The organism is Paenibacillus sp. FSL R5-0636 (assembly GCF_037974255.1).
Lineage (GTDB): Bacteria > Bacillota > Bacilli > Paenibacillales > Paenibacillaceae > Paenibacillus_AQ > Paenibacillus_AQ odorifer.
The window spans coordinates 1,367,993-1,392,345 of sequence record NZ_CP150232.1 but is presented as its reverse complement, the minus strand read 5'-3'; the positions used below and the strand labels follow the sequence as shown (position 1 = coordinate 1,392,345).

Sequence of the window (24,353 nt, the reverse complement as noted above, 5' to 3'; positions counted from 1 at the left end):
AGCAATAATTCATTTTTTTCAGAAAAAAATGCTCTATAGGACAAAACTTTCACTATTCATCCAGAGGTTAATTCTATAGAATAGTATCAAACACCTTATTCCCGATCCATTTAGTAGAAATATGACATAACTATGGAATATATCTCGGGTCGCCAATTTCCAGCAGTTGGCATGGAGTATCTAGTGAAGACCAAAAAAAGAAATGACCTCACCGTCCATAAAAAAAGGAGAGAACGATATGTTTCGTATCAAGCATTCGATCAGTCGCAAATTCACGCGTTTATTATTTGTTGTTCTGTTGCTCACGTCTCTTTTGTTAAGCACCAGCTTCTACTTTATCTCCATCAATATCTTCAACAGCTATGTTATGCCACAGATTAACAAAATCCTTACTGCCGCTGCTCAGGACGTATATAAGAATCTCAACGTAATGCACGCCCAGCAAACCCTAAATAAGAACGATCAGTCTGCCACCAATCTCGAGTTCTATTTTCAGGAAAAGAGGAAACAACATGGAGTGGAAACCATTTTTCTGGTCAATCTGAAAGGGAAAGAAGCTGAGATTCTATCCGCAGATCACGATGCAAAATTGCAACGGGCAGAAAGTGTCACCGTATCCTCTGCAATGCAACAAGCCTCTAAAGGAAAAACTGGACTAAGCGATACATATAGCGACGCACATGGTATACATAAAACAGCTTATATCGGTATTCCCGGAAGTACGATGGTTATCGGTGTAAGCAGTGACGTAAGCTTCATTCAAGAAAAAACAGACAGTATTCTATGGACAAGTGCCGGAATCACACTTCTGACGTTGATCATCGGTCTAACCGGTGCATGGTTTATGAGTGTGCGTATAACACGTCCAATCTCAAAACTGGCAGCTTATAGTGCCCGGCTCGCAGAGGGAGATTTCACCGAAGAATTATCAGTTAAAGGAAATGACGAAGTTGCACAGTTGTCCGTAAGCTTCCAAGCGATGACCCAACGCCTGAAAGAAATGATCGGACATGTACTGGTAACCTCTAATACTGTCGTTGCGGATTCCAACTCTTTAAAAGAACGTGTTGAGGTTCTCAACGATATGGCGGATCACTCCAGCTCATCGGTAGTAGAAATCGGCAAAGGTAGTACGACTATCGCTAGCAGTGCATCAGATAACTCGAGAGCAATGGAAGAAATCAATTTAGGCATTCAAAGTATTGCCTCAGCAGCGAATGAAGTCACGGAGCAAATCAGTGAGGCTTCCGCTGAAGCAAGTGGCGGTAATGAAATTGCTCAAAGTGCCGTGCTGCAAATGCGCCAGGTTGAACGTGCTTCCCTACAGTCGCTGGATCAGTTACAAATCATGAATGAGCGTTCAGTAATGATCGGAGAAGTCGTTCACAGCATTACTGAAATTACGAAACAGATCCAAATGCTGTCGCTGAATGCTTCAATCGAAGCTGCACGCGCAGGAGAGCATGGACGCGGTTTTGCTGTTGTTGCGGGAGAAGTACGCAAGCTGTCTGAACAATCACGCAACGCAAACGAACAGATCCGTGACTTCCTACTTGGGCTTCAAGAAGATATGAGCCGCTCCGTTACCGAGATGAACCACGTGAATTCTGAGGTTGCCTCTGGAGTCGGCAAAGTAGCAGAAGCAGGTGATGCCTTTAATCACCTCCTGATTCTTATCCAAAGCATCAATCACAGCATCCAATCCGTATCTGCGGCTACACAGCAAATCTCGGCAAGTACAGAAGAAGTCAGTGCTTCCGTCGAAGAAACTGCACAAATTACATCAAGATCGCAAGAAAGTGCGGACACACTCGCTGCTAACTCAGAGCGGCAGCGCGTCGAACTGGAAGGCCATGCAGAAACCGTTAAACATCTGTATGAGCAAGCCAAGAAACTCCAAGAAGCTGTGCAGCAATTTAAGATCTAACGCTTGTAAACTAAAAACCCCCGTTCACACGAAAGTGTTGAACGGGGGTTTTTAGTTTATGGCTCGCTAGCGCTTGCTGAGGTCTCGCTTAGGCTTGGGGGCATACGCTAGGCTTGCGCGGAGCTCTCGCTTAGACTCAGGGTGCATGCGCTAGGCTTGCGCGAAGCTCTCGCTTAGACTCGGCTACATGTACTAGTTTGCGCGAAGCTCTCGCTTAGACTCGGCTGCATGCGCTAGGCTTGCGCAAAGCTCTCGCTTAGACTCATCACGCCATTTGCTGCTGGCTTGCGGACTCAGATGCCGCTATTACTCGAAAAACTGCCATTTGGAGGCTTTTTCGGACTCGAGAGACGCTATGGCCTCATAATCAACCCAGACTCAGCCTATTTTGTTCAAATAGCGCCTCTGGTGTCCAAAAACGCTCCAAAATAACCCTTTTTTCGCAAATAAGGTCTCCTGAGTCCGGAGCCAAGTTACTCACAGCGAATTACTTAAAGTTCATCCGTGGTGCTACCTACAGCAAGTTACTCAAAGTTCCTCCGTGGATGCTACCTACAGCAATAGAATCAGCTACATGCACTAGCTTGCGCGAAGCTCTCACTTAGACCTCAGCACGCTATTTGCTGCTGGCTTGCGGACTCAGATGCCGCTATTACTCGAAAAACTGCCATTTGGAGGCTTTTTCGGACTCGAGAGACGCTATGGCCTCATAATCAACCCAGACTCAGCCTTTTTTGTTCAAATAGCGCCTCTGGTGTCCGAAAACGCTCCAAAATAACCCTTTTTTCGCAAATAAGGTCCCCTGAGTCCGAAGCCAAGTTACTCACTCAGTAAAAACTAGGTTACTCAGCTTTCATTCAGCTTTTATGGCTAAGCAAACATCACTCAACTTAGTGTCGCGGTGCCCAGAGGATGACCGATACACCGATCACACAAATACCTGCTCCGACCCAGTCATATACGTCTGGTGTCTTCTTGTCTACAAGCCATCCCCATAAGACCGCGAGCACGATAAACACCCCGCCGTAAGCCGCATACACTCTGCCGAAGGAAGGGAATTTCTGCAACGTAGGGATAATCCCATACGCTATCAGAATCAAGGACCCCACTAAGCCGTACCAAAGTGGCCTTGATTCTCTCAACCATAACCACACTAAATATCCGCCACCGATCTCAGCAAGGCCAGCAATTATAAATAGCAGAATGGCAAATAACATGTCATCCCTCTTCCCTGTCAATCTCCTAAAAACGCAAAGGTTACTCATAACAAATTGTACTCAAGGTTCATCCGTGGGGCTACCTACAGCAAACTACTCAAGGTTCACCCGTAGAGCTACCTACAGCAAACTACTCAAGGTTCACCCGTGGAGCTGCTTACAGTAAATTACTCAAGGTTCATCCGTAGACAGCAAACTACTCAAGGCTCACCCGTAGTGCTACCTTCAGCAAACTACTCAAGGTTCATCCGTAGAGCTACCTAAAGCAAACTACTCAAGATACATCCGTGGAGCTTACATTAAATTGTGCTGAAGCAGCAATAACACTAGCAGCAGCACAACCTCCAGCAGCTCGTTCAGCGCGCCGTACACGTCGCCGGTGAGCCCGCCGAGCCGGCTGCTGATCCGCCGCGCAGCTGCGGTGCCGCAGGCCAAGGCCGCGACCGGCAGCAGCAGAGCTGCCGCCAGATGCAGCGGCCACGCGGCTAAGCCAGCGCCGAGCGCCAGTGGCGCAGCGGCGGCGGCCAGCGAGAGCAGCGCGGCGACTGCCAGCGCGCGCCGCTCATGCGAGGAAGCTAGGCCGGCGAAGTTCGCGGCCAGCCCCTCGTCTCCACGGGCAATGGGATAACGCACCATTGCCCGTACCATATACCAGCGGCTCCAGACCGCTGGTACCAAGAGCAGCGGCAGCTCGTAGTAGGCGAAGCCTTCGATTAGAGCTGCCAGCAAAGATGCTTTAAACAGCAGGAGCAGCACGCAGGCGAGTACGCCCATCGCACCTACACGGCTGTCCTTCATAATCTCCAGGGCACGCTCCCGTGGCCGATAGCTGAGCAGACCATCTGCGCTGTCCATCCAGCCATCAAGATGCAACCCGCCAGTGAGGCCTACCCACAGAATCAGAGTGAGCACAGCTGCTGGCCAAGCAGGTAAAAGCAATCCCGTCAGGGCTGCTCCAGCAGCTACACACAGCCCAATTGCTGCGCCTACCATGGGATAGAAGATTACACTCCGGCGCAGCAGTTCAGGAGAGAATCCCGGATCACCTTTTACAGGAAATCGGGATAAGAACTGAAAGGCAGCTACGGCCGCATCCCTACGCTCCCTCATAAACGATACTCCCTGCTCTTCAGCTCAATCGGAATTCCAACAGTTACTAGAAAGACCTGTTCGCATTGCCGAGCGATCAGGGCGTTCATTCGTCCCGCCAGATCACGATACAATCGGCCTAGCGCATACTCCGGAACAATCCCGTCGCCAACCTCATTAGTGACCAGAATAAGCGTCCCTTGAAAAGAACGCACACTGTCTTCAAGTCTTGTTATTTCACTCTCAACAAGCTCTTGTCTATTTTCAAAACCTTCCACGGCCAATAATGCATTGGATAACCATAAGGTCAAACAATCTACGAGCACCGCTTTTTCACCCGATAATCGCTTTAGCAGATCTGGTAAATCATACGGTTCCTCAAGCGTCTCCCAAGCGTAACCACTTTCCATTCGTTGATGCTGATGCAGAGCAATCCGTTCCTTCATTTCGTCGTCAAAAGCCTGTCCGGTTGCTACATAGAAGGCCTGATCTGCCAGTGACTGTATCAGTTTTTCTGCAAAACCACTTTTCCCGCTACGTGCGCCTCCCGTTACAAGAATGCTCATCGTTGACCAGCTCCAGAGATGCCTGCACTTTCAAAGGTTGCCATTTCGCTCAAAATGCGGCAGATCGCCTCGATTAAATGAAGGCATAATACTCCCCCTGTTCCCTCACCCAATCGCAGACCGAGGTTAAGCAGCGGTTCAAGCCCAAGCTGCTCCAGCATTAACTTGTGTCCCCGTTCTCCTGATACATGAGACGCTATCATATAAGCGATGGATTCAGGTGCAAGGGCTTTTGCCACAAGCGCTGCCGCCCCCGAAATAAAACCATCCAAAATGACAGGTGTCCGAGTAGCAGCGGCACCAAGAATCAGTCCCGCCAAGCCAGCGATTTCCAGTCCGCCAACTTTAGATAATACATCCAACGGATCTGCTGAATTCGGCTGATTTACCTTTAAGGCGCGTTCCACTACTGCAATTTTATGTAGTAAACGTTCATCATCAATTCCCGTTCCTCGTCCCACAGCTACTTCAGGGGCTATTCCTTTGAGAGCACATAGAATGGCAGCACTAGCCGTAGTATTCCCAATGCCCATTTCGCCTGTTATAAAAATCTCCGTTCCGTTCTTAACCGCTTCCTGCGCAACTCTTATCCCAACAAGAAGAGCATTCATGGCATCCTCACGACTCATCGCAGGTCCCACAGCCATGTTATCCGTTCCCCGGCGCACTTTACGATCAATCAGATCAACATGACCGAGATCGCCGTTTATGCCGATATCAACAAACTGTACCTCTGCCCCAGCTTGACGTGCCAATACATTTACAGCCGCTCCACCGCTGAGAAAGTTATGGGCCATCTGCAGCGTGACTTCCTGTGGAAATGCGCTAACCCCTTCGCAGCATACCCCGTGGTCAGCAGCCATCACAACAACTGTTCGTTTGGTGAAACTAGGCTGCTCCGTACCCGAAATTCCAGCGAGCTTAACAGCTAGAGGTTCCAATTGTCCCAAACTGCCCGGAGGTTTGGTCAGAATGTTCAGCCGATGCTCCGCCTTGAGGATGGACTGATCATCAGCCGGAATGATTTGTTTAATTACGTCTTGAATATCTGAAAGCATATAATTACGACCTCCTATTAAATGTATCCGTATAACCTATTCTATCTCATATTCGCAGAAAAGCCCCCATCTATGATAGAGGGGGACTTCTAGAATTACAACTTCACTTTCATAAAATCTTCGATTCTCTCCAGCGCCTCTGTCAATTTTTGTAAGGAAGCGGCATAAGAGCAGCGAATATAACCCTCTCCGCCTGCTCCAAACACATGACCCGGAACCGCAGCGACACCGACCTCCCTGAGCAGCTGCAAAGCGAAGTCTTCTGATTTCATTCCGGTATGAGCGATGGAAGGAAAGGCATAAAACGCACCCGCAGGTTCATGGCAAGGTAGTCCTATGGATCGAAATCCACTAACCAGCAGCTTTCTCCGCTCATCGAAGCATTGCTTCATATGTTCCTTATGCTGCATTCCATTGCGCAATGATTCAATCGCAGCAATTTGACCGAGCACCGGGGCACACATCGCAGTGTATTGATGGATTTTTAGCATCGCAGCAATTAATTCTCGATCGCCACAAGCATAACCCACTCTCCAGCCAGTCATTGCAAAAGCTTTGGAGAAGCCGCTGATCACAATCGTCCTTTCCAGCATCCCGGGAAGAGAGGCGATGCTGACATGCTGACTGTCATACGTAAGCTCGGCATAAATTTCATCTGAAATGACCAGTAGGTTATTCTCTTTTACAATCTGTGCAATAGGCAGCCAGTCTTCATAAGTCATTACTGCACCTGTAGGATTAGTCGGAAAATTCACCATAAGAAGCTTCGAACGCGGGGTAATCACCTTCCGTAACGCTTCAGCAGTAAGCTTAAACCCCTGCTCGGCCGATGATTCTACCTCCACCGTAACCCCCCCGTTCAAATGGGTAATCGGCGAATATGCGATATAGCTCGGAGAAGGGACGATAATCTCATCCCCAGGTGTAATGAAAGCTCGTAATGCCAAGTCCACAGCCTCGCTGCTTCCCACCGTAACCATAATCTCATCGTTTGGCTCATAGCGAAGCTTGAAACTTGTGTGCAGATAAGAAGCGATCTCCTCTCTAAGCTCCAGTAAACCGGAATTTGGCGTATACATCGTTTCCCCATTGTTCAAGGCACGAATACAGGCAGCTCTTACATGCTCCGGTGTAACGAAATCTGGTTCCCCTACACCCAGCGATATAATATCCTGATTCCCCGTACTTAGGTCAAAAAAAGCCCGAATCCCCGATGGCGCAATCTCCCGCACTCGTGGAGCAATCCATTCATTATGCATGGCTGTACACCTCTTCTTTTGCACTCTTTTCCGTTAGGGAAAGGGAGATGATTTCGTCCAGTAGTCCGCTGAAGGTGTAGCCTGCCGCTTGCGCGCTTTTGGGTAAAAGACTGGCCTTCGTCATGCCTGGTAATGTATTCACCTCCAGCACATAAGGAATACCCTCTTTAAGCAGCATATCAACCCGTGCATACACGCTACATTTTAGTGCTTTATAACAGCTCAAGGCAGCCTCGCGTACCCGCTCATGCACTTCAGTAGGCAATTCAATGACCCGTTCATCTGCTCCGCCTTCTTCATACTTAGCACTGTAATCGAACCACTCGGCATTTGCTGAGGTAATTCCCAGAATAGGCAGCAGCTCTCCGTTTAGAATAGAACAGGTAATTTCTTGGCCTTGAATGTAGCTTTCAATCAAAATCGACTGATCACAGGCAAAAGCCTTCTGCACTGCGCACAACAGCTCCTCGCTGCTGCTCACTTTTTCCATTCCGATACTCGAGCCGCCTGAACATGGCTTCACCATAACCGGATATCCGAGCCGTTCCACCACTTCAGCCGAATAATCCTTCATACTGTCCCAGCATAGCCAATCTGCTGTATTGACGCCTGCGCAGCGCATAAGCTTTTTGGAGAGATCTTTATCCATGCAAATGCTGCTAGACAAAACCCCGCTGCCCGTATACGGAATCCCCATCGTCTCCAGCGTCCCCTGAACCGTACCATCCTCGCCGTAAGCTCCATGAAGTGCAAGCAGTGCGATATCGATCCCTTTTGCCTGCTCAATAAGCTCCTCACGCTTGGTGATCACAATTGGAATAATTTCATATTTATTGGGGTCTAGATTCTTCAATATTTCTCTACCGCTATTCATGGATACCTCATACTCTGAGGATACCCCGCCCATAATTACGCCTACTTTCATCTCAAGCACCTCTTTATCCCATTAGTTGTCGAGCTGTTCTGCCAATAACCTCGATCCCCTTGCGGATATCCTCATCCGTCACTCTGGAGAAACCGATCCGTATCGTATTTTGCCCTTTACCGTCTGTGAAGAATATATCTCCTGCTGTAAAAATAACCCCTTGCTCATGACAGGCCGCCAACAGCGTCCTTGTATTAAAGCCCTCCGCGAAGGTTACAAAAAGATGCAGGCCACCGTCCCCTGACAGCGCCGTATAAGGAATAAAATCCTTGCAGCATTGCAGGGTTAATTCATACTTTCGTTTGTATTCCGCTCTGGCTTTTTTCAAATATTTCTCTAAATGGCCACCCAATAAATACTGATATAAAATGGATTGATCCAGCGTCGAGGTATGAATGGTACGGGCGCGCTTGACGCTTTCGAGGGAATTAATCAACTCCTGATCCGCCAGCACCCAACCTACACGTAGTCCCGGAAATAATACCTTGGAGAAGCTGCCGAGATAAATCACGCTGTTGCCGCTGCCTGCTGCTGCGATAAGTGGAGCCACATGTGAGCCCGAATATCGTAATTCCTCGTTAAAACCATCCTCAATCACCGGGACTTGGTAGCGATTCATCAGCTTCATTAGCCGCTGTCTTTTCTCTGGAGACATTACAATTCCGGTCGGATTATGGTAAGAAGGGACGAAGTATGCACAGTCAAAAGCTTGCTGTTGCAATGCTTTCTCCAGCTCCGCCAAATCAATCCCATCACGCTCCATCGAAATCCCGGTGATCTCAAAACCGTTCAGCTTCAAATTTTTGATCGCTGTATGATGCGTCGGATTCTCACAAATGACCGAACCATTTTTTTTACTCAGAGCAGACAATACAATATCGAACCCCTCTGTAAAACCATTGGTGATCAATATATCCTTGCCCCTCATTTCAACGCCCTTGTGCTCCATATACTGCTTCAAATAGTCTATTAAAGGCTTATACCCTTTGGCATAGCCGTAATTTAGCAGAACGTTGCCTTCTACCGACATCCGATCCATAAAGGACCGCTTCACATTATCCAGATCAAAAAGACTCTCATCAGGCGCTATGCTGGTGAAGGAGATCGTCCCCTTCTCCGCTCGAATCCCGCGCTTCATGATATCCAGTTCCTCCGCCAGCACCGCGCGATCATTGAGACGTGACTTCCAGTCCATCGTCCAGGAAGAGATCGTTTCACTGCCGGGCGGCGTAGCTGCAACATAACTTCCTTGCCCTTGCACGGCATAAGCAAAGCCATCATCCTCAAGCCCTGCATAAGCAGAGATTACGGAGTTGCGGCTAACCTTAAGCAATGTGCTGAGCTCTCGTGTGGAGGGCAGCTTTTGATTGCCTTGCAGACCGCCTTTTATGATTAAGTGCTTCATATAGTCTTTAATTTGTATATACACCGGCCGTCCGGCTATGAGCTTAAAATCCTTAAACATCTCTCAATCGCCCCCATGACTATCATGGCACAATCACTCGCTTAAAAAAAGAACCACAGCCATGGGATTTTAATCCGGCTGTGGTTCTATGAGGGGACAAATGCCCAAAAATCAAGTTACAGATCTATGCTTCGATCACAAGCTCCCCTTCTCCAGCAGGGATCTCAAAACCATTTAAAAACCGGGTTAATATGTCCTCAGTAATCGGAAATGCGGCATTGGCGTCAAAACGTTCACTCCGGATAAGCAGTCTCTGACGTAATTCATCCGGCTGAACCTTTAAGTGAATCAGTTCCCACACGCCAGCATAATCCTCAATAAGTTGCTTGTAATCGTTCCGTCTCTGACGTTGCCAGAAGCTGAAATCGATGACAACATGATGTTTTGCCTGAAGCAGATTCACCAGCTCCCCCCGCAGTTTTATCTCCGACTCTTCTTTATAGAACTCATAATTCTGCTCTGGATAATCCACCCCGAAACGGCCGTGCGTGGCCCAAATATCTTCATCTATCGAAAGTCTGGCGAATCCCTCTTTCTCCAGCTTTTTAGCAAAAGTTGTTTTACCCGACCCCGCTACACCGCACATCATCACTACGATGGAAGCAACACTCGTACGCTTTTGCTGAAGCAATTTTTCAATAACTAACTTTTCGCTCAGCATTATAAATGCATCTCCCTTCCAATTGATGGTATACTCATCGTTACAAAATACTTTCTCAAGGGATAGTGATAAGGATATGGTGAAATCAGTCCAGCAGACCTCCTAAAATGAAAAACGAAATAATTTTAGGAGGTCATAATAAATGATTTTTAACCCGATTGTCATTGATAACTGGAGTAGAAAACCCTATTTTGAACATTATTTAAACAATGTCAGATGCACCTATAGCATGACCGTAAATATTGATATCACCCTTCTACTGTCAGAGCTTAAGCATAAGGGAATTAAGCTGTACCCAGCACTAATCCACATGATAACTACGGTGGTGAACCGTCATAGTGAATTCCGCACATGTTTTGATTCTGAAGGTAGATTAGGTTATTGGGATAGCTTGTCACCTAGTTTTACAATTTTCCATGATGATGATAAAACTTTCTCAAGCATCTGGACTTCGTACGGTGAACAGTTTAATGATTTCTATAACCGTTATCTCGATGATATGAAAATGTACGGAAGTGTGAAACAATTTATCGCTAAAGCAAACGAACCATCGAACACCTTCCCTATTTCCAGCATTCCGTGGGTCAGCTTCACGAGCTTTAACCTGAACGTGTATAACGAAGGAACCTACCTACTTCCCATCTTTACGATAGGGAAATATTTTCAGCAAGACAAAAAAATACTATTACCCATCTCGGGGCAATTCCACCATGCTGTGTGCGACGGTTACCATGCCAGCATGCTGTATAATGAATTACAATCACGTGCAGATACCTATACGGAATGGTTACCTAACCTCTAATTAACCACGTTATTCTGCTGACAGCAAACGATAGTTCAAACATAAAGGGTTCCACCTATTAGGTTTTCCTAATGATGTGGAACCCTTTTTTCATGTACTCATCCTTTTTCCACAATATCAGCTTTATCAGCTGACCATTGTCCATGCTGCCAGAGTATTTTTAGTACCATTACATTCCCTGGAGAAGGAGCCACTGCACTGTAGAATGTGAGGTCAGGAACTAACTGTGCAAGTAAATTCCTGATTACACCCCCATGCGTCACTACCATTACTCTATTCGATGTAACCTCACTTTTTTTCTCCTTGATAGCACAGCATCCAAATGCAGCCATAGCAGCTTGACCTAGATCTAACAGGAAACTACGCAACCGTGCATCGAATTCTGTCCACGATTCTCCTTCTGGCGGTGTAACCTTTGAAGGATCATCAATCCAACTTCTATATAGAGAGTTATCTTTCAACTGCTCATAGGTGCAGCCTTCCCAAGCTCCGAAGTTCATTTCACGAAGCCGCTGATCGTAAACAGCGTCCTGCTCTAGTGAAGGTGCTACGAAAGCCAAGGTCTCCCGACATCTTAGCAAATCGCTACAGAACACACGCCAAAAACCACCTGATAACTCAGTCTGCATGCAGCTCTGCTGCTGAAGTTGGGATAGCCGCTCACTTGCGTCAGTAAGCAATGGAAGATCCGTATGTCCCAGGTAACGATGCTCAACATTCCATTTCGTCTGCCCGTGTCGGATAAGCACTAGCTCAAGCTCTATAGAGGGAATTGCCATACCGACGCTCAGCCTCCAATCCATATCCATGCCGCAACCGCGCAGAGACCTACAAATATTGAAGAGCAGAGCATCATCATCCGCGAGGTCTGGATAATATCATTTGGTTCCATCGTACGTACCGGATCACCCATATAAGCCCGAAAAGAAGCGACGCCATGATACACATTTTCGCCTCCGAGTCGGATGCCAAGTGCGCCAGCCACAGCTGATTCTGGATAACCGCTGTTAGGGCTTGGATGTAGATGTGCATCCCGCTTCACCATTTGCAGGCAACTACGCCAATCCAGACGAAGCATCCCTGCACATAGAGCCAAAAGTAATGCCGTAATCCGTGCCGGGATGAAGTTAGCAACATCATCGAGCCGGGCAGATGCCCAGCCGAGATCACGGTATTTATCGTTCTTATAACCAACCATTGAATCGAGTGTATTGACCGCCCGATAAGCCATAGCAAGCGGCGCACCGCCAATCAGCGCGTAGAAAAGCGGAGAAATAATCGCATCGACAATATTCTCTGCGACGGTCTCCACCGTTCCACGGACAATTTCAGGGGCGTCTAGCGAAGTCGTATCACGTCCCACGATCATCCCCAAAGCCTTGCGGGCAGCAGGGAGATCGCCCTTCTGCAATTCCACGTACACCGCCATTCCTGCATCTTTTAGTCCCTTGGAGGCAATCGTGGTTGAAATCAACCAAACCTCGGCTATCCAGACGAGCCAAGGTGAGATATATGACAGCATCCATAGCAGGATGGCTGTCAGTGCCCAAGCACCGCCCGCCACACATAGCGGAAGTAACACCCCAGCTCTGCGCAGGCTTTGCGGGCGGGACCATAAACGACGGATCGCCCGCTCCAGAGCCGTAATTGCTTTGCCCATACCAATTACGGGATGAGGCAGGTTACGCGGATCACCTACGATCCGGTCAATCACATAAGCCGCAAGCAACACCAAAGCGATTGTCACAGGCAATCACCTCTGAACAATCTTCTACTTCTCCAGCTATCCATTGTCATTAGCTGTCCTTCCTTGCCTGCACCGACAGCAGGCTGCCCGTCACAGCGCTATATACAAGCCGGCCGATAGCGCCTCCAAGATCGGTTGCTGTTCCGGCGTAGACATGCTCGGCGCTGTATCTCCCGCTTTGGCTCACAGCGAGCACAATAGCATCCGTAGTTGTGCCGGTTGCGATTAGGCCATTCTCCGGATCGGTAATCCCGAGATCTGCCAGCGCAGCAGCTTTGGCTTCGACAGCTGTCTGCACAGCATTGACCATGGCCGCCGGTGTCAGGCGGCCATCAATGCAGAGCATGATGTTAATCGTACCCGGCCGATACACAGCCAATACATTGCGTTCCACGCCTGAGCGCGCAGCATTTCCTGCGGCGGCTGTAACGCAAACAAAAATCCCCGCTGAACCCGTGTCCTCTTCAGCTACCGCTGCATGCTCTAGCGGCACAGCCGTCATCAGACCGGCACAGCCGGATAAAGGATAACCCCAATCGCGCAGCTTATTCTCCATATCCTGGACAGGATCACTACATTCGTAATTGCGATCTACATATAAATTGACCGCCCGCTGCAGCCGGTTCATTCCTCCGCCGTAGAACGCGCTCGATAAACCATCCGCTGCTGCTGGCAGCTCCAGCAGCAGATGCTTATCCTTCCACTGCAGAGCAAGCCCTGGCCAGACGGCCGGACGATACTCCCTGATTCCCCCTGCAAGATTAAATGGAATCTTCACTTCCACCATAGCCGATCCCGCTCCTTTCACCGCTCATTTCTTTCATTGAATACTTACAACCATCCTCGAAAGGATGCCCCGCCAATAGCGCTGTCAGCTCCCTCCGCACATCATTAAGGAATACGTGCACCTGTCACTTAGTCGCTAGAATCTCCGCCATCTGCAGCAAAAGGCGGGCATTATCCTCATGTCCCTTAACAGCAACTCGAATATGCCCTGAACCTAACCCTGCATACATAGCGCAGCTGCGCACAAGTATACCTACGCGGCCAAGCCTAGTCTGCAGCTCAGCCGCACTCCACGGTGACGGCAAGCCACAAAGCAGAAAATTGGCTTCTCCCGGTGGGACATCGCAACCCAGCTGCACTAGACCCTGCCGCAGCGTTTCGCGTTCTGCTGCAATAAGCTCACGCGTGCGCTGTTCATAGTCACGTCCGCTTGTAAGGCAGGCTTCCCCTGCCAGCAGCGCCAAGCCGTTCACACTCCAGGTGACCTGCTTTCCGCTCATCGCCTTCGCCAGCTTCGGATGCGAAATCGCAAACCCGAGACGCAGTCCGGGAATCGCATAAAACTTCGTCATCGACCGCACCAGAACCGTATGCGGAAACTGCTCCAGCTCCGGCAGGAGTGTATTTCGCTCTGACTCCGGGATAAAGTCAATAAAAGCTTCATCCACAGCCAAATAAGTCCCGCAGCTTTCAGCCTTCTGCGCTAACAAGCGCAGTTCATCCACAGCATACTGAACTCCATTGGGATTATTCGGCTGTCCGAGAAATAACAGCTCCACCTGTTCCAGCAGCCCGGCAATCTCCTCCACTCCAGCGCGAAAATGCTGTTCCCTAGTCCCCTGGACCGACAATACTTCAGCACCAAATTGCCCGGAAAGCTGCCTATACTCAGAGAAACAAGGTTCCACGATGCCAACCTTTTGCGGAGCTATCGCCAACAGCAGCAAAGCCATAGATTCCGCTGCTCCGTTACCCACGGTTAACCAGCCACTATCTACGCCAAGATTTACCGCCAGTAGTTGTTTAAAGCGTCGGTGTCCAGGGTCCGGATATGTAACCACCGTTGACAGTGCTGTTCTGAGCAGCTCCAAAACTTCCGGTGGAGGACCGAGTGGATTGATGTTGGCACTATAGTCGAGAAATGTGCCCCCAGCTTCTCCATAGAGCTCCGCTGCCGTCAGCAAATCACCGCCATGTCCATATTTTTCAAGCATAATTACACTCCCTCTATCTACTTTCTCTAGCACGATATGTATGTCATTGCCACCATTATTGACTCTTTGCCGGAAGAACGTCAATGCTTTCGCAGAAGGAACCAGCTAAATCCCCTGCTTCCCCCAAACCGACATGAATCTCAAAGATGTGATCTCTTTTGTTAAAAAACCGCTTTTGGTTTAAAATGAAGGTTGTAATCAATTTTGCTGCGACGGAGGAATTCACTATGCTTTTTATTGATAACACAGGGATTACTGACGCATCCATCAATTTGGCGATTGAGGAATATGCGCTGAAGCACTTGCCGATGGACGAGAGTTACCTGCTTTTTTATATCAACAGCCCATCCATCATCATCGGGAAACATCAGAATACTATCGAAGAAATTAACCAAGAGTATGTAAAAGATAATAATATTCAGGTCGTACGTCGTCTATCCGGCGGTGGAGCTGTTTATCACGATCTTGGAAATTTGAACTTCAGCTTTATTACCAAGGATGACGGCCAATCCTTTCATAACTTTTTGAAATTCACCCAACCGGTCATCGATTACCTGCAAAGCATGGGCGTTAACGCCGAGCTAAGCGGAAGGAATGATCTGCAAGTTGGTGAGCAAAAGATTTCCGGTAACGCTCAGTTCTCCACACGCGGACGTATGTTCAGCCATGGTACCTTGATGTTCAATCTTAATTTAGATGATGTACAAGCCTCTCTAAAAGTGAATCCAGAGAAGTTTAAATCAAAGAGCACCAAATCCGTACGCAGTCGTGTAGCGAATATCAAAGAGCTGCTGGGTACAGATATGACGATCGAGGAGTTCCGCGCCGGCCTGCTGCGTTCGATCTTTGGCATGGATTCTTCTGAGGTTCCTCAGTACAAGCTGCAACAAGCCGACTGGGACAAAATTAGCGAGATCTCCAAGGAGCACTACCAGAACTGGGACTGGAACTACGGTCTGTCACCAAAAAGCAACGTTAAGCACACGCGCAAATTCCCTGCCGGAATTATTGATATTCGGATGGATATTGAAGATTCCCTCATTAAAGACATCAAAATCTATGGTGACTTCTTCGGAGTCGGTGACGTAGTAGATGTTGAAAATGCACTTCGTGGCAAACGTTATGACGAGGCTGAGGTTAGAGAAGCATTAGCTGATCTCGATTTGAAGCATTATTTCGGTCGTATTGAGCCGGAGGATTTTATCGGATTGGTCTTCCTAGAGGAATAGGATGAATTCACTGGTCATGATTTGAATCAAAAAGAGGACTCCTGCGCATTCGCCAGAAGTCCTCTTTTGCATGAATTAATACTCTTCGCTTTATCCTTTTACAGCAGATCCAACTGTCATTGCCCGTTCCACCTGCTCACTAAAGAACAAATAGACAATAACCATTGGCAGACTCGCCATCGTCATAACCGCCCCCATGCCACCCCAGTCTGTGCTGTATTGGCCTTGGAAGAACAATAGACCCAGCGGCAGTGTTTTCATCCCCTCATCAGAGATCAGAATATAAGCCAGCAAAAATTCATTCCAGTTGTTCAGAAATTGAAAAATGGCTACTGTTGCGACAGCTGGCGTTACAACCGGCACAATAATCTGCAGAAACATCCGGTATACATTCGCGCCGTCCATACAAGCGGATTCCTCCAGCTCCCCAGGGATACCCTTCATAAAGCCGTAGAATACCAGACAAGAGAACGGCAATCCAATGGCGACATAAGGAACAATCAGCCCACCGTAGGTATTAGTCAGATGTAAATCCCGTACGAGTATGGCAAGTGGAATCATAATTACCTGCAGCGGCATGAACATTCCGATCGTCATATACAATCTGACCCCTTCACGGAATCTCCACCGCAGCCGGGAAATTGCGAATGAGAACATCAGCGATAATATGATAATAAGTAGCGTTGAAATCGTAGAGACTACCAAGCTATTCGTAAAATATCGCGGTATATTGAACTGTGACCAAGCGGCCACATAGTTTTCAATCCGGAAATTAGTCGGAAATCCGAAAGGGTTGGTGACAAAAATCTCATCGTTATTTTTCAGAGAATAAGAAATCATCCATAATAGCGGATAGATGGAAATGATAAAATAAATCCATAAGGGAAGCTGTATGAGCAATGCTCTCACTTTTTTCATAACGTTCCTTTTCCTTTCCGGCGTACTGCCTTATGCTTCATTTCGGTCAAATGTCTTGTTGATAATAATGGTGGCCAGAAGCGACAGAAGGACAAGCACAACCGATACCGCACAGGCATAGCCGTAGTTGCTTTCCAAGAATGCATAACGATAAATCATAAAGGTAAGCGTATAGTTACTCGTTCCCGGTCCGCCGTTAGTCATAATCAACATTTGTACAAAAGCACCGATTCCTGAAGTAATGGCAATGATCAGACAGAATTTGAACGTCTCCTTCATCATTGGAATTGTCACCTTACGATGCGCCATCCATTTGGAGCAACCGTCAATCGTGGCAGCTTCCATGTACTGCTCAGGGACAGATTTAACCCCCGCATATAAAAGACTGAACTGGTAACCCATGAACTGCCAGGCATTAACAAAGGCAATCGCAATTATGGATGTGGTTGGAGAAGTAAGCCAGTTTTGTTGATAAGGAATATGCAAAATTTCAAAAAGCCTATTGATCAATCCGTTATTCGGATCGTAGATGGCAATCCATAGCTGACAAACAACCGTAACCGACAGAACTACGGGAATAAAATAAGCTGTTTTCAACAATTTACGCCCTTTGATTCGAGGATCGGCACAGGCAAGCGCAAGAATGGTTCCCAATCCGATCTGAAATACAGCGAGTACCAGTGCAAAAATAAGGCCGTTACGAAGGGAAGTCAAAAGCAATGGATCATCAAACATCTCTACATAGTTGGACAATCCGTTAAAAGTAGCCGTACTGAGCCCGTCCCACTCGAAAAAGCTACGATAAAAGGATTGAAGCACCGGATAGATAATCACTACGCTATAAATCAGCAGAGCGGGAAGCAGAAACAGCATTATGGCTTTCTTATTACCTAAGTATTTATGCATGCGGTAAGATTCCACTCCTTCCTTGCCAAGCCGCTCACCCGATATAAGGGCTCGATCCGGGTGAGCGGCAGGGCATGGACCAATTTTTATTTATTTTATTTCTCTAATTATTTATTTTCTTTGTTCAGCACTCGGTTCATGTTATCCGTGAACTGCTTAGCCGAGAATCCTTCAATCAACATATTTTGTGTATTGTCGTCCAGTGCATTTTTAATTTGAACACTGCTTACCGCATTGGCGTAACCCTTCACGTTTGGCAGCACTTCTTCAGCGATTCTTTTCATCATGGCAGGCACTTCACCGGTCATTTCTTTATCCACTTTAGTCGCTACGATCGGGCTACCCAGCTGTGTATATTTGTATTCGCTATATTTTTGTGCGATGAAACTAGCTACTTTCACTGCAGTCTCTACATTCTTGCTGCTTGGAGAAACGGCAAAGCCACCAGGACCTCCTGCACCGTTAATGTACATTTTGTTGTTCTCATAAGTCGCTTCGTCCTTAGCTGGCCAGTACATCCAATCCACTTTATCCCCAAGCTTCTCAGCACTGCTGTAGATTTCCCACTGACCGTTGACGAACATGCCAGCTTTTCCTTGGTAGAACAAAGATGAAGCTTGATCATAATTGGTATTCGTAGCATTGACGTCGAACAAGCCTGCTTCTTCCAGCTTCTTCATTTGTTCTGCTGCTGTTACATAAGGCGAAGGCAATGTTGTCGTTCCCTTCGTTTCGAGTGGGCCAAACCCTTTCGTCTCCTCACGAGTCACAAGTCCGCTATAAAAAGAAGTAGTGATCCATTTCTCTTTCGCGAAAATTGAGAGCGGTGTATAACCTGCTGAAGAAAGCTTCTTAGCCGCTTCAGCCAGCTGATCGATCGTCTTGATCGGCATCTCGATGCCTACCTCTTTAAAGATATCCTTGTTGTAAAACAACATTTGGAATTCAATTCCCGTATATGGGAATGCATATACATGACCGTCTGGGGCAATCAGACGGGATTCATTCCCTGTGTTTAGATTCGCTTTGAAATCTTTGGTGGCTTGGTATTCATCTAGCAGCTCGACATTTTTAGATTTGGCGAAGGTTTGCAGCGTAGGCCAGTCTGTTTCATAAATATCCGGCATATTCCCAGTCGCGGCATATGTTTTCAGCTTCTGGTAGCCATCTTGAACAGCCTCATCCAGTACAATCTCCACCTCCGGCATTTCCTTTTTTAATTCCTCTACGGCATAATCAAATGGCTTTGAAGTATCTTCGTCAAAATGCTGTGCATAAATTTTTATTTGAATTTTCTTATCGGTATTCCCAGCGGTCGTATTGGAACCTTCAGAGGTTGAACCACCGTTTCCGGCATTGTTACCACCACAGGCTGTAAGTGAGAAAGCTAAGGATAAAACGGTTGCAACCCCCAGTGTTCTGAATAACTTGTTGCTCATAATGAATCCCCTTTCTGATGCTCTATTTAGTGGAGCTAGTTGAATCCGCTATTTGTTAGCGTTTTCATCGTCCTGTTTCTATTATATTTGAGCCTTGAAGACCCAAAAAGAGCCATATCGGGCACAATCGGTAATAAACAGGACAAAATGAAAGCGGCCTCACCAGAGAGCCGCCACCAAATATGTTTATTAAATTTCATTATTAACGCCAATATGGCGGGAACGGGCAGCCAGCTGCTCAAATTCAGACGGCGGCATGCCATAGTGTTTTTTAAAGCATTTACTGAAATAATTCGGGTCATTATAGCCCACTTTACCGGCGATTTCAGACAGTCTCACATTTCCTCCAGCAAGCAGTTCCTTGGCCTGCTTCATACGAGTATAGGTAATGAAATCAAGTACAGAGATTCCACCTTCTTTTCGAAAAACCTTCCGTAAATAGCTGGTATCTACATAAACGCCATTCGCCACCTGGTCAACTGTCAGCTCACAATCGGAATAATGCTCCCGGATGTACTCTTTGGCGGCAATGAATAAATTGTACGACTTAGAGGGGCGGTGCTCACGACCTTGATCAATGACTTTACTGTACAAGCCTTTTATCCAGCTTTCAGTCTCATCCCAGTTATCCATCTCCCGTAGCCGCTGCTCCGGTGAACCTGCTGGTTTCCAGAGACTTTCCGGATTGATCCCTCTTTCTCCAGCATAGGCAAGGCAAAGGGATACTATACTCATTAATAGAGTAAAGGAATAGCTGCCTCCCCCTCTCTGGCGTCGTAGAATCTCAATTAATTTGCTTATGTCCTTCGCCGCTGCATCGCCATCCCCCATCTTTAACGCCATCAGCATGGCATCCTGAATTCCAAGATGAGTGATTTCTTTGGATGGAAAGGAGAACTCCTCTATCCCTTCAGAGGAATTCTCCTCGTCCATTTGGAGTGGAAAGAGCTTATTGGAAGCCGTTCCTTCTGCAATTATTTCCGGCTTCCCAGCTTTGCGTGCACCTATTTTATGTGACTGAAGGCGCTGCTTCACCTTGATCATCATCTCGTTAAACTCTTGCTGGTTAAACGGTTTCAATAAATAATCTTGTACACCTAAGCGAATCGCTTTTTGTGCATAATCAAATTCATTGTGCCCTGTTACAAAAACAATAAGCATATCAGGAGCATTGGCCTGTAACCGGGTAACCAGCTCCATACCGTCCATATAGGGCATACTAATGTCCACTAAAGCCAAATCTGGTTTCGTCCGTTCCGCTTCTTCCAGCGCTTCTCTGCCATTTGACGCTTCACCACAGACACTGAAATCATATTTACTCCAATCCAGCTTGGTCCGCATATAATAACGAAACAGCGGCTCGTCATCTACAACCATCACTTTATACATCTACGCTGCCCCCCTGCGCTTCCGTACCGGGAATCGTCATTTTCATAACAGTACCTTTTCCCAGTTTACTTTCTACCGATAGGCCATATGGTTCTCCAAAATACAGCTTAATCCGTTCATGAACGCTGTAAATGCCAATGGATGCCGGTTTTCCTTCTCGTGAGCGGTATTCTACAATCCGCGACACCTGCTCCCCGGACATGCCAACACCGTTATCCTCCACGGTAATGATAACTTCTCTTCCGTGTGTATAAGCCTCTATTGAGATTAGCCCCTGACTGCCCTTTGTTTTTAATCCATGGTAGATTGCATTCTCGATGAGCGGCTGCAGGGACAATTTGGGTACCTTGACTCCTTCGAGAAATTTCGGGATATTAATCTCGTAACGTAATACGTCGGGGTTGCGAACCTGCATAATAGCCAAATAATCAGCTGCATTTGATACTTCCTCGGACAGTGGAATAACCTCGTTCCCTTTGCTAAGAACAACCCGATAGAAATCTGCCAGTGCCTTGGTCGTATCCCGAGCTGCTTCATTAAGCTCCAAATCGTTGAGTACATAAATCGTATCCAGTGTGTTGTACAGAAAATGGGGTTTAATCTGGGCATGGATCAGAGCTAGTTCATATTCACGTTTCCGGACTTGTTCGTTTGTAATCGTCCGCATCAGCTCCTGAATACGACCAACCATGGAATTGAATACGGTGGAGATTAGCCCAGTCTCATCCTCTGTAGTCACTGGTGAGGTGACATTCAGATCGCCTTCCCTTACTTTACGCATCGCCTTCGTCACTTGAAGAAGCGGATTTACGATAATCTGTGACAGCTTTCCTGCAAGCAGCAGAGACAGTAACAGGCATCCTATTCCCACGAATATAGTTAACGTTATATTACGGTGAATATCCGCAGTTAACTTCTGCAGCGAAATCGTATTCACAAGCTTCCAATTCAGCTTATCATAATACGTCACAGTGACCAGCTCTCGCCCGCTCCCCTTGCCGATAATTTCCGAGACAGAGCTTCCCGTCTTCCTAAGACTGCCGTTCAGTCTGTCCTCAGGCTTCAGTAGAAGCTTTGATTTATCAGGGGTAGACACGGTCCTTTGCGTTCCGTCTACTATAAAATATTTCTTGTCCGAAGAGGTTTCTCTAGCGGTTTCCAGAAAAGCAGAGAGAGCATCTTCTTTTACGTTCACAAATAATGTACCTATTAGGTTGCCCGTTTTAAGATTGTACACGACTTTACTCAGTGTGAGCACCGGAACTGCCGGATCACTAACCAGATAATCTCTCTGTTCCATGGGAAGCCAACGGTTGACACCGTAGCTGCCTTTTTCTTTAGCCTTCTCCAGCATATCGCTGGTAAATACCTTCTGCTCGTTAGGATTACCGTAGGCGTAAGAGGAATAAATCTGGCCTTCCGTATCCACAAATACAGCAGAATCGACATCCGGAAAAATAATCAGATCGATAGAAAGCTGGCTCTGCATTAAATTGCGAAACCGCGTCTGCTCCACTGTCGAGGATAACAACGGACGTTCAGCATACATCCGATGGATGTCGGTAGTTATAATGTTGGCACTGCTCTCCGTATTTTTTACAATCGTATCTATTTGCTGCATGATGAGCTTGGATTCATCTTTAAAATTGTACTTAGCCTTTTCGATCATCGAACGGCTGAACATCTGCCCTGAGAGCAAGCCTAAAGCAAGCAATGGAAAAATGATCAACGGTATAAAAATAAGGATTATTTTATTACGAATCTGCAATCTTCCAAACCACTTCACTAAGGAATCCCCCCGCATAACAGCCGCCTCCTGTGTGTTCTAGCGGTAATTCATTATGTGCTTCATATCCGTAAATCTCAAGGAGAAAGTATAAATACATATACAACTAGGGCGAGTGTGAGCAGGATAAAAACATTCTCTACAGCTCCACCTTTTTTCGTGCCTGTACTCATTAGCTTTAGACGCAGCTTAAATGGAATGGGCGGCAGGGGCGTAATTCCCCTTTGGGTGAGAGAGTCGGCCAATAGATGAAGCGCATAAGACATGCCGCCTGCTATCCATAGACTACCACCATCCTGTATACCCGATGAAGCAAAATACAATAAAGTGCTCCAGCCTGCAACAGCATATAAGGTATGAGTCAATCCACGATGCGGGACAAGTGATGTAACTACGAGTATACAAGCTACTATGTAGTTCCAAGGATCATACGCCCCTCCGTATGCAAATACCGCAGTAGCGATTAGTACCATCACCAGATGCCGCAGCTTTCTTCCCGGCAGGAAAGTTACACTCCCCACAAGTAGGGCCAGTACAATATTCCAAGGGCTTTCAACGATTCCTGCAAAATAAAGATAAATCGCTGCTCCTATCAAAGCAACCTGTAGTATCCTGAGCAGAAAGTCAGGAATCGCCTTGCGTACCAGTAACGAATTCGGTTCATCAATGTCTGGCAGGAGCGAGCTTAATGCGGCGACGGCAATAACCGGGATTGTAATCTCATGGGCCATCAAACTCATAACAGATAGGGTAACCCCGGTGCTGATAATTAAATGGGATCTGCCCATCATAGTGAAACCGCTCCTTTCTAAGATGCAAAAACAAGAACAAATGTGCGGTTATCGAAGTATATCAAGACCCGGTTTTTTTGTCTACATAAAACGCTGAAATCGCTTAGTATATAAGCCTTTGCGCGATTTCTATCTTGTCCTCCCCATGAATATACGATACAATTTGGACAACTTGACCTTGTCGTCTACATAGAGACGGCAGCTGCTGAAGAAAGGATGACCTAAGTAGTGAAGCGTTCCCGTATAGCCGATTTTAGCCTGCTATTGGTGGCGATGATGTGGGGATGTACCTTTCTGATTGTACAAAATGCTGTCAAGGTGCTGCCACCACTCGCGTTTAATAGCATCCGCTTTATGGGCGCTGCCCTGTTGCTGGCTCTAATCACAGTTATTTTTTACCGCAAGGATTGGAAACAGCTAAGTTTCCGCATGGTACGCGATTCTCTGCTGCTTGGCCTTTTTTTGTTTTTGGGCTATGGCTTTCAGACTATGGGACTTCTATATACAACAACCTCTAATACCGGCTTTATTACCGGGCTATCAGTTGTCCTAGTTCCCTTTCTGTCTCTAGCCCTATTGAAGCATGCGATTTCACGATACACTTGGTTCAGTGCAGCACTCGCCGCAATCGGGCTTTATCTGTTGACGTTCACGGGCTCTGCATTATCCTTGAATAAAGGCGATGCCTTGATTCTTCTATGTGCCATAGCTTTTGCGTTACAGGTAGCCTATACTGGCGTTTATGCACCTCATTATCCGGCGTTGCCGCTAGCTACTCTGCAGCTTGCTTTCGTTGGGCTGTTCAGTATTGCTGCCTCGCTTATTTTTGAAGGGGCAACACCGCTCGCCCACAGCGGGGAGCTGATTAAGGACCCAGATGTGCTTTGGGCTCTGCTGATCTCCATTGGGCCAACCAGCGCTTTTGCCTTCTGGATTCAAACCGCCTGTCAGAAATATACTACCCCATCGCGGGTAGCCATTATTTATGCCACAGAACCGGTATTTGCCGTTCTGACGGGTTTAGCCTTTGGCGGGGAAACACTCGGGTTGTCCGCTCTGCTCGGTTGTGGTTGTATTCTGGGGGCTATGCTTATGGCAGAGCTGAGCCCGGAACCGGGTCAGAATCAACATAAGAAGAGTTATTTTTCCAAATTACATTTATTTAGAAAGAGATAAGGA

At 47.2% G+C, this 24,353-nt stretch carries 23 protein-coding genes; 4 read left to right on the top strand and 19 right to left on the bottom strand.

Features of this window, described 5'->3' with window-relative positions:
- Positions 1 to 238 precede the first annotated feature (238 nt).
- Positions 239 to 1,927 (top strand): methyl-accepting chemotaxis protein, encoded by a 1,689-nt coding sequence (locus MKX34_RS06090; RefSeq protein WP_076099024.1) that lies wholly within the window; start codon positions 239 to 241, stop codon positions 1,925 to 1,927.
- Between the two features lie 890 nt (positions 1,928 to 2,817).
- Here MKX34_RS06090 and MKX34_RS06085 read toward each other — a convergent pair.
- The 8 genes from MKX34_RS06085 to MKX34_RS06050 form a co-directional block, all read right to left on the bottom strand.
- Positions 2,818 to 3,144: a YnfA family protein gene (locus MKX34_RS06085; protein WP_036681801.1), complete on the bottom strand. Its 327-nt coding sequence runs from the start codon at positions 3,142 to 3,144 to the stop codon at positions 2,818 to 2,820.
- A 294-nt stretch (positions 3,145 to 3,438) separates the two neighbouring features.
- Entirely contained in the window at positions 3,439 to 4,254 is an 816-nt protein-coding gene (cobS, locus tag MKX34_RS06080; protein ID WP_076128130.1) for an adenosylcobinamide-GDP ribazoletransferase, read from the bottom strand.
- Positions 4,251 to 4,799 (bottom strand): bifunctional adenosylcobinamide kinase/adenosylcobinamide-phosphate guanylyltransferase, encoded by a 549-nt coding sequence (gene cobU / locus MKX34_RS06075; protein WP_076137512.1) that lies wholly within the window; start codon positions 4,797 to 4,799, stop codon positions 4,251 to 4,253. Before cobU ends, cobS begins: the two co-directional genes overlap by 4 nt.
- Positions 4,796 to 5,857, bottom strand: a complete 1,062-nt coding sequence (gene cobT / locus MKX34_RS06070; protein ID WP_076296860.1) for a nicotinate-nucleotide--dimethylbenzimidazole phosphoribosyltransferase — start codon at positions 5,855 to 5,857, stop codon at positions 4,796 to 4,798. Before cobT ends, cobU begins: the two co-directional genes overlap by 4 nt.
- 95 nt (positions 5,858 to 5,952) lie before the next feature.
- Positions 5,953 to 7,116, bottom strand: coding sequence for an aminotransferase class I/II-fold pyridoxal phosphate-dependent enzyme (locus MKX34_RS06065; RefSeq protein WP_036681793.1), 1,164 nt, complete (start codon positions 7,114 to 7,116; stop codon positions 5,953 to 5,955).
- A complete protein-coding gene (locus tag MKX34_RS06060; protein WP_036681791.1) occupies positions 7,109 to 8,041 on the bottom strand; it encodes a D-alanine--D-alanine ligase in 933 nt (310 codons plus the stop codon). The genes MKX34_RS06065 and MKX34_RS06060 overlap by 8 nt, the downstream gene beginning before the upstream one ends.
- 13 nt (positions 8,042 to 8,054) lie before the next feature.
- On the bottom strand, positions 8,055 to 9,506 hold the full coding sequence (locus MKX34_RS06055; protein WP_076104824.1) for a PLP-dependent aminotransferase family protein: 1,452 nt from the start codon (positions 9,504 to 9,506) through the stop codon (positions 8,055 to 8,057).
- A gap of 124 nt (positions 9,507 to 9,630) precedes the next feature.
- Positions 9,631 to 10,167 (bottom strand): ATP-binding protein, encoded by a 537-nt coding sequence (locus tag MKX34_RS06050; RefSeq protein WP_036681786.1) that lies wholly within the window; start codon positions 10,165 to 10,167, stop codon positions 9,631 to 9,633.
- Positions 10,168 to 10,309: 142 nt separating this feature from the next.
- On the opposite strand from MKX34_RS06050, the gene catA reads away from it, so the two are divergent.
- Entirely contained in the window at positions 10,310 to 10,969 is a 660-nt protein-coding gene (gene catA, locus MKX34_RS06045) for a type A chloramphenicol O-acetyltransferase (RefSeq protein WP_038569162.1), read from the top strand.
- A 98-nt stretch (positions 10,970 to 11,067) separates the two neighbouring features.
- Here the strand turns inward: catA and MKX34_RS06040 are convergent, their stop codons facing one another.
- The 5 genes from MKX34_RS06040 to MKX34_RS06020 are packed head-to-tail and all read right to left on the bottom strand — an operon-like array spanning position 11,068 to position 14,716.
- Positions 11,068 to 11,748: a histidine phosphatase family protein gene (locus MKX34_RS06040; protein ID WP_076104825.1), complete on the bottom strand. Its 681-nt coding sequence runs from the start codon at positions 11,746 to 11,748 to the stop codon at positions 11,068 to 11,070.
- An 8-nt stretch (positions 11,749 to 11,756) separates the two neighbouring features.
- On the bottom strand, positions 11,757 to 12,716 hold the full coding sequence (gene cbiB, locus MKX34_RS06035) for an adenosylcobinamide-phosphate synthase CbiB (RefSeq protein WP_076104826.1): 960 nt from the start codon (positions 12,714 to 12,716) through the stop codon (positions 11,757 to 11,759).
- Positions 12,717 to 12,765: 49 nt separating this feature from the next.
- Positions 12,766 to 13,503: an adenosylcobinamide amidohydrolase gene (locus MKX34_RS06030; RefSeq protein ID WP_076104827.1), complete on the bottom strand. Its 738-nt coding sequence runs from the start codon at positions 13,501 to 13,503 to the stop codon at positions 12,766 to 12,768.
- A complete protein-coding gene (locus MKX34_RS06025) occupies positions 13,478 to 13,624 on the bottom strand; it encodes a hypothetical protein (RefSeq protein WP_170914296.1) in 147 nt (48 codons plus the stop codon). The genes MKX34_RS06030 and MKX34_RS06025 overlap by 26 nt, the downstream gene beginning before the upstream one ends.
- A gap of 3 nt (positions 13,625 to 13,627) precedes the next feature.
- A complete protein-coding gene (locus MKX34_RS06020) occupies positions 13,628 to 14,716 on the bottom strand; it encodes a threonine-phosphate decarboxylase (protein WP_076104828.1) in 1,089 nt (362 codons plus the stop codon).
- Between the two features lie 227 nt (positions 14,717 to 14,943).
- Between MKX34_RS06020 and MKX34_RS06015 the strand changes: the two genes are divergently transcribed.
- The gene (locus tag MKX34_RS06015; RefSeq protein ID WP_076104829.1) at positions 14,944 to 15,945 is read left to right on the top strand and encodes a lipoate--protein ligase; all 1,002 of its coding nucleotides are present in this window, start codon (positions 14,944 to 14,946) and stop codon (positions 15,943 to 15,945) included.
- A 90-nt stretch (positions 15,946 to 16,035) separates the two neighbouring features.
- On the opposite strand, the gene MKX34_RS06010 is transcribed toward MKX34_RS06015, so the two are convergent.
- From MKX34_RS06010 to MKX34_RS05985, 6 genes are all read right to left on the bottom strand, one after another.
- Positions 16,036 to 16,863: a carbohydrate ABC transporter permease gene (locus MKX34_RS06010; RefSeq protein WP_036681776.1), complete on the bottom strand. Its 828-nt coding sequence runs from the start codon at positions 16,861 to 16,863 to the stop codon at positions 16,036 to 16,038.
- 30 nt (positions 16,864 to 16,893) lie between these two features.
- Positions 16,894 to 17,769 (bottom strand): sugar ABC transporter permease, encoded by an 876-nt coding sequence (locus tag MKX34_RS06005; protein WP_038569153.1) that lies wholly within the window; start codon positions 17,767 to 17,769, stop codon positions 16,894 to 16,896.
- 107 nt (positions 17,770 to 17,876) lie between these two features.
- Positions 17,877 to 19,208: an extracellular solute-binding protein gene (locus MKX34_RS06000; protein ID WP_076104830.1), complete on the bottom strand. Its 1,332-nt coding sequence runs from the start codon at positions 19,206 to 19,208 to the stop codon at positions 17,877 to 17,879.
- Positions 19,209 to 19,397: 189 nt separating this feature from the next.
- Entirely contained in the window at positions 19,398 to 20,597 is a 1,200-nt protein-coding gene (locus MKX34_RS05995) for a response regulator (RefSeq protein WP_076104831.1), read from the bottom strand.
- Entirely contained in the window at positions 20,590 to 22,401 is a 1,812-nt protein-coding gene (locus MKX34_RS05990) for a sensor histidine kinase (RefSeq protein WP_076104832.1), read from the bottom strand. The genes MKX34_RS05995 and MKX34_RS05990 overlap by 8 nt, the downstream gene beginning before the upstream one ends.
- A gap of 59 nt (positions 22,402 to 22,460) precedes the next feature.
- Positions 22,461 to 23,174, bottom strand: a complete 714-nt coding sequence (locus MKX34_RS05985; RefSeq protein WP_038569151.1) for a metal-dependent hydrolase — start codon at positions 23,172 to 23,174, stop codon at positions 22,461 to 22,463.
- A 228-nt stretch (positions 23,175 to 23,402) separates the two neighbouring features.
- On the opposite strand from MKX34_RS05985, the gene MKX34_RS05980 reads away from it, so the two are divergent.
- Entirely contained in the window at positions 23,403 to 24,350 is a 948-nt protein-coding gene (locus MKX34_RS05980; protein WP_076104833.1) for a DMT family transporter, read from the top strand.
- Positions 24,351 to 24,353 lie beyond the last annotated feature (3 nt).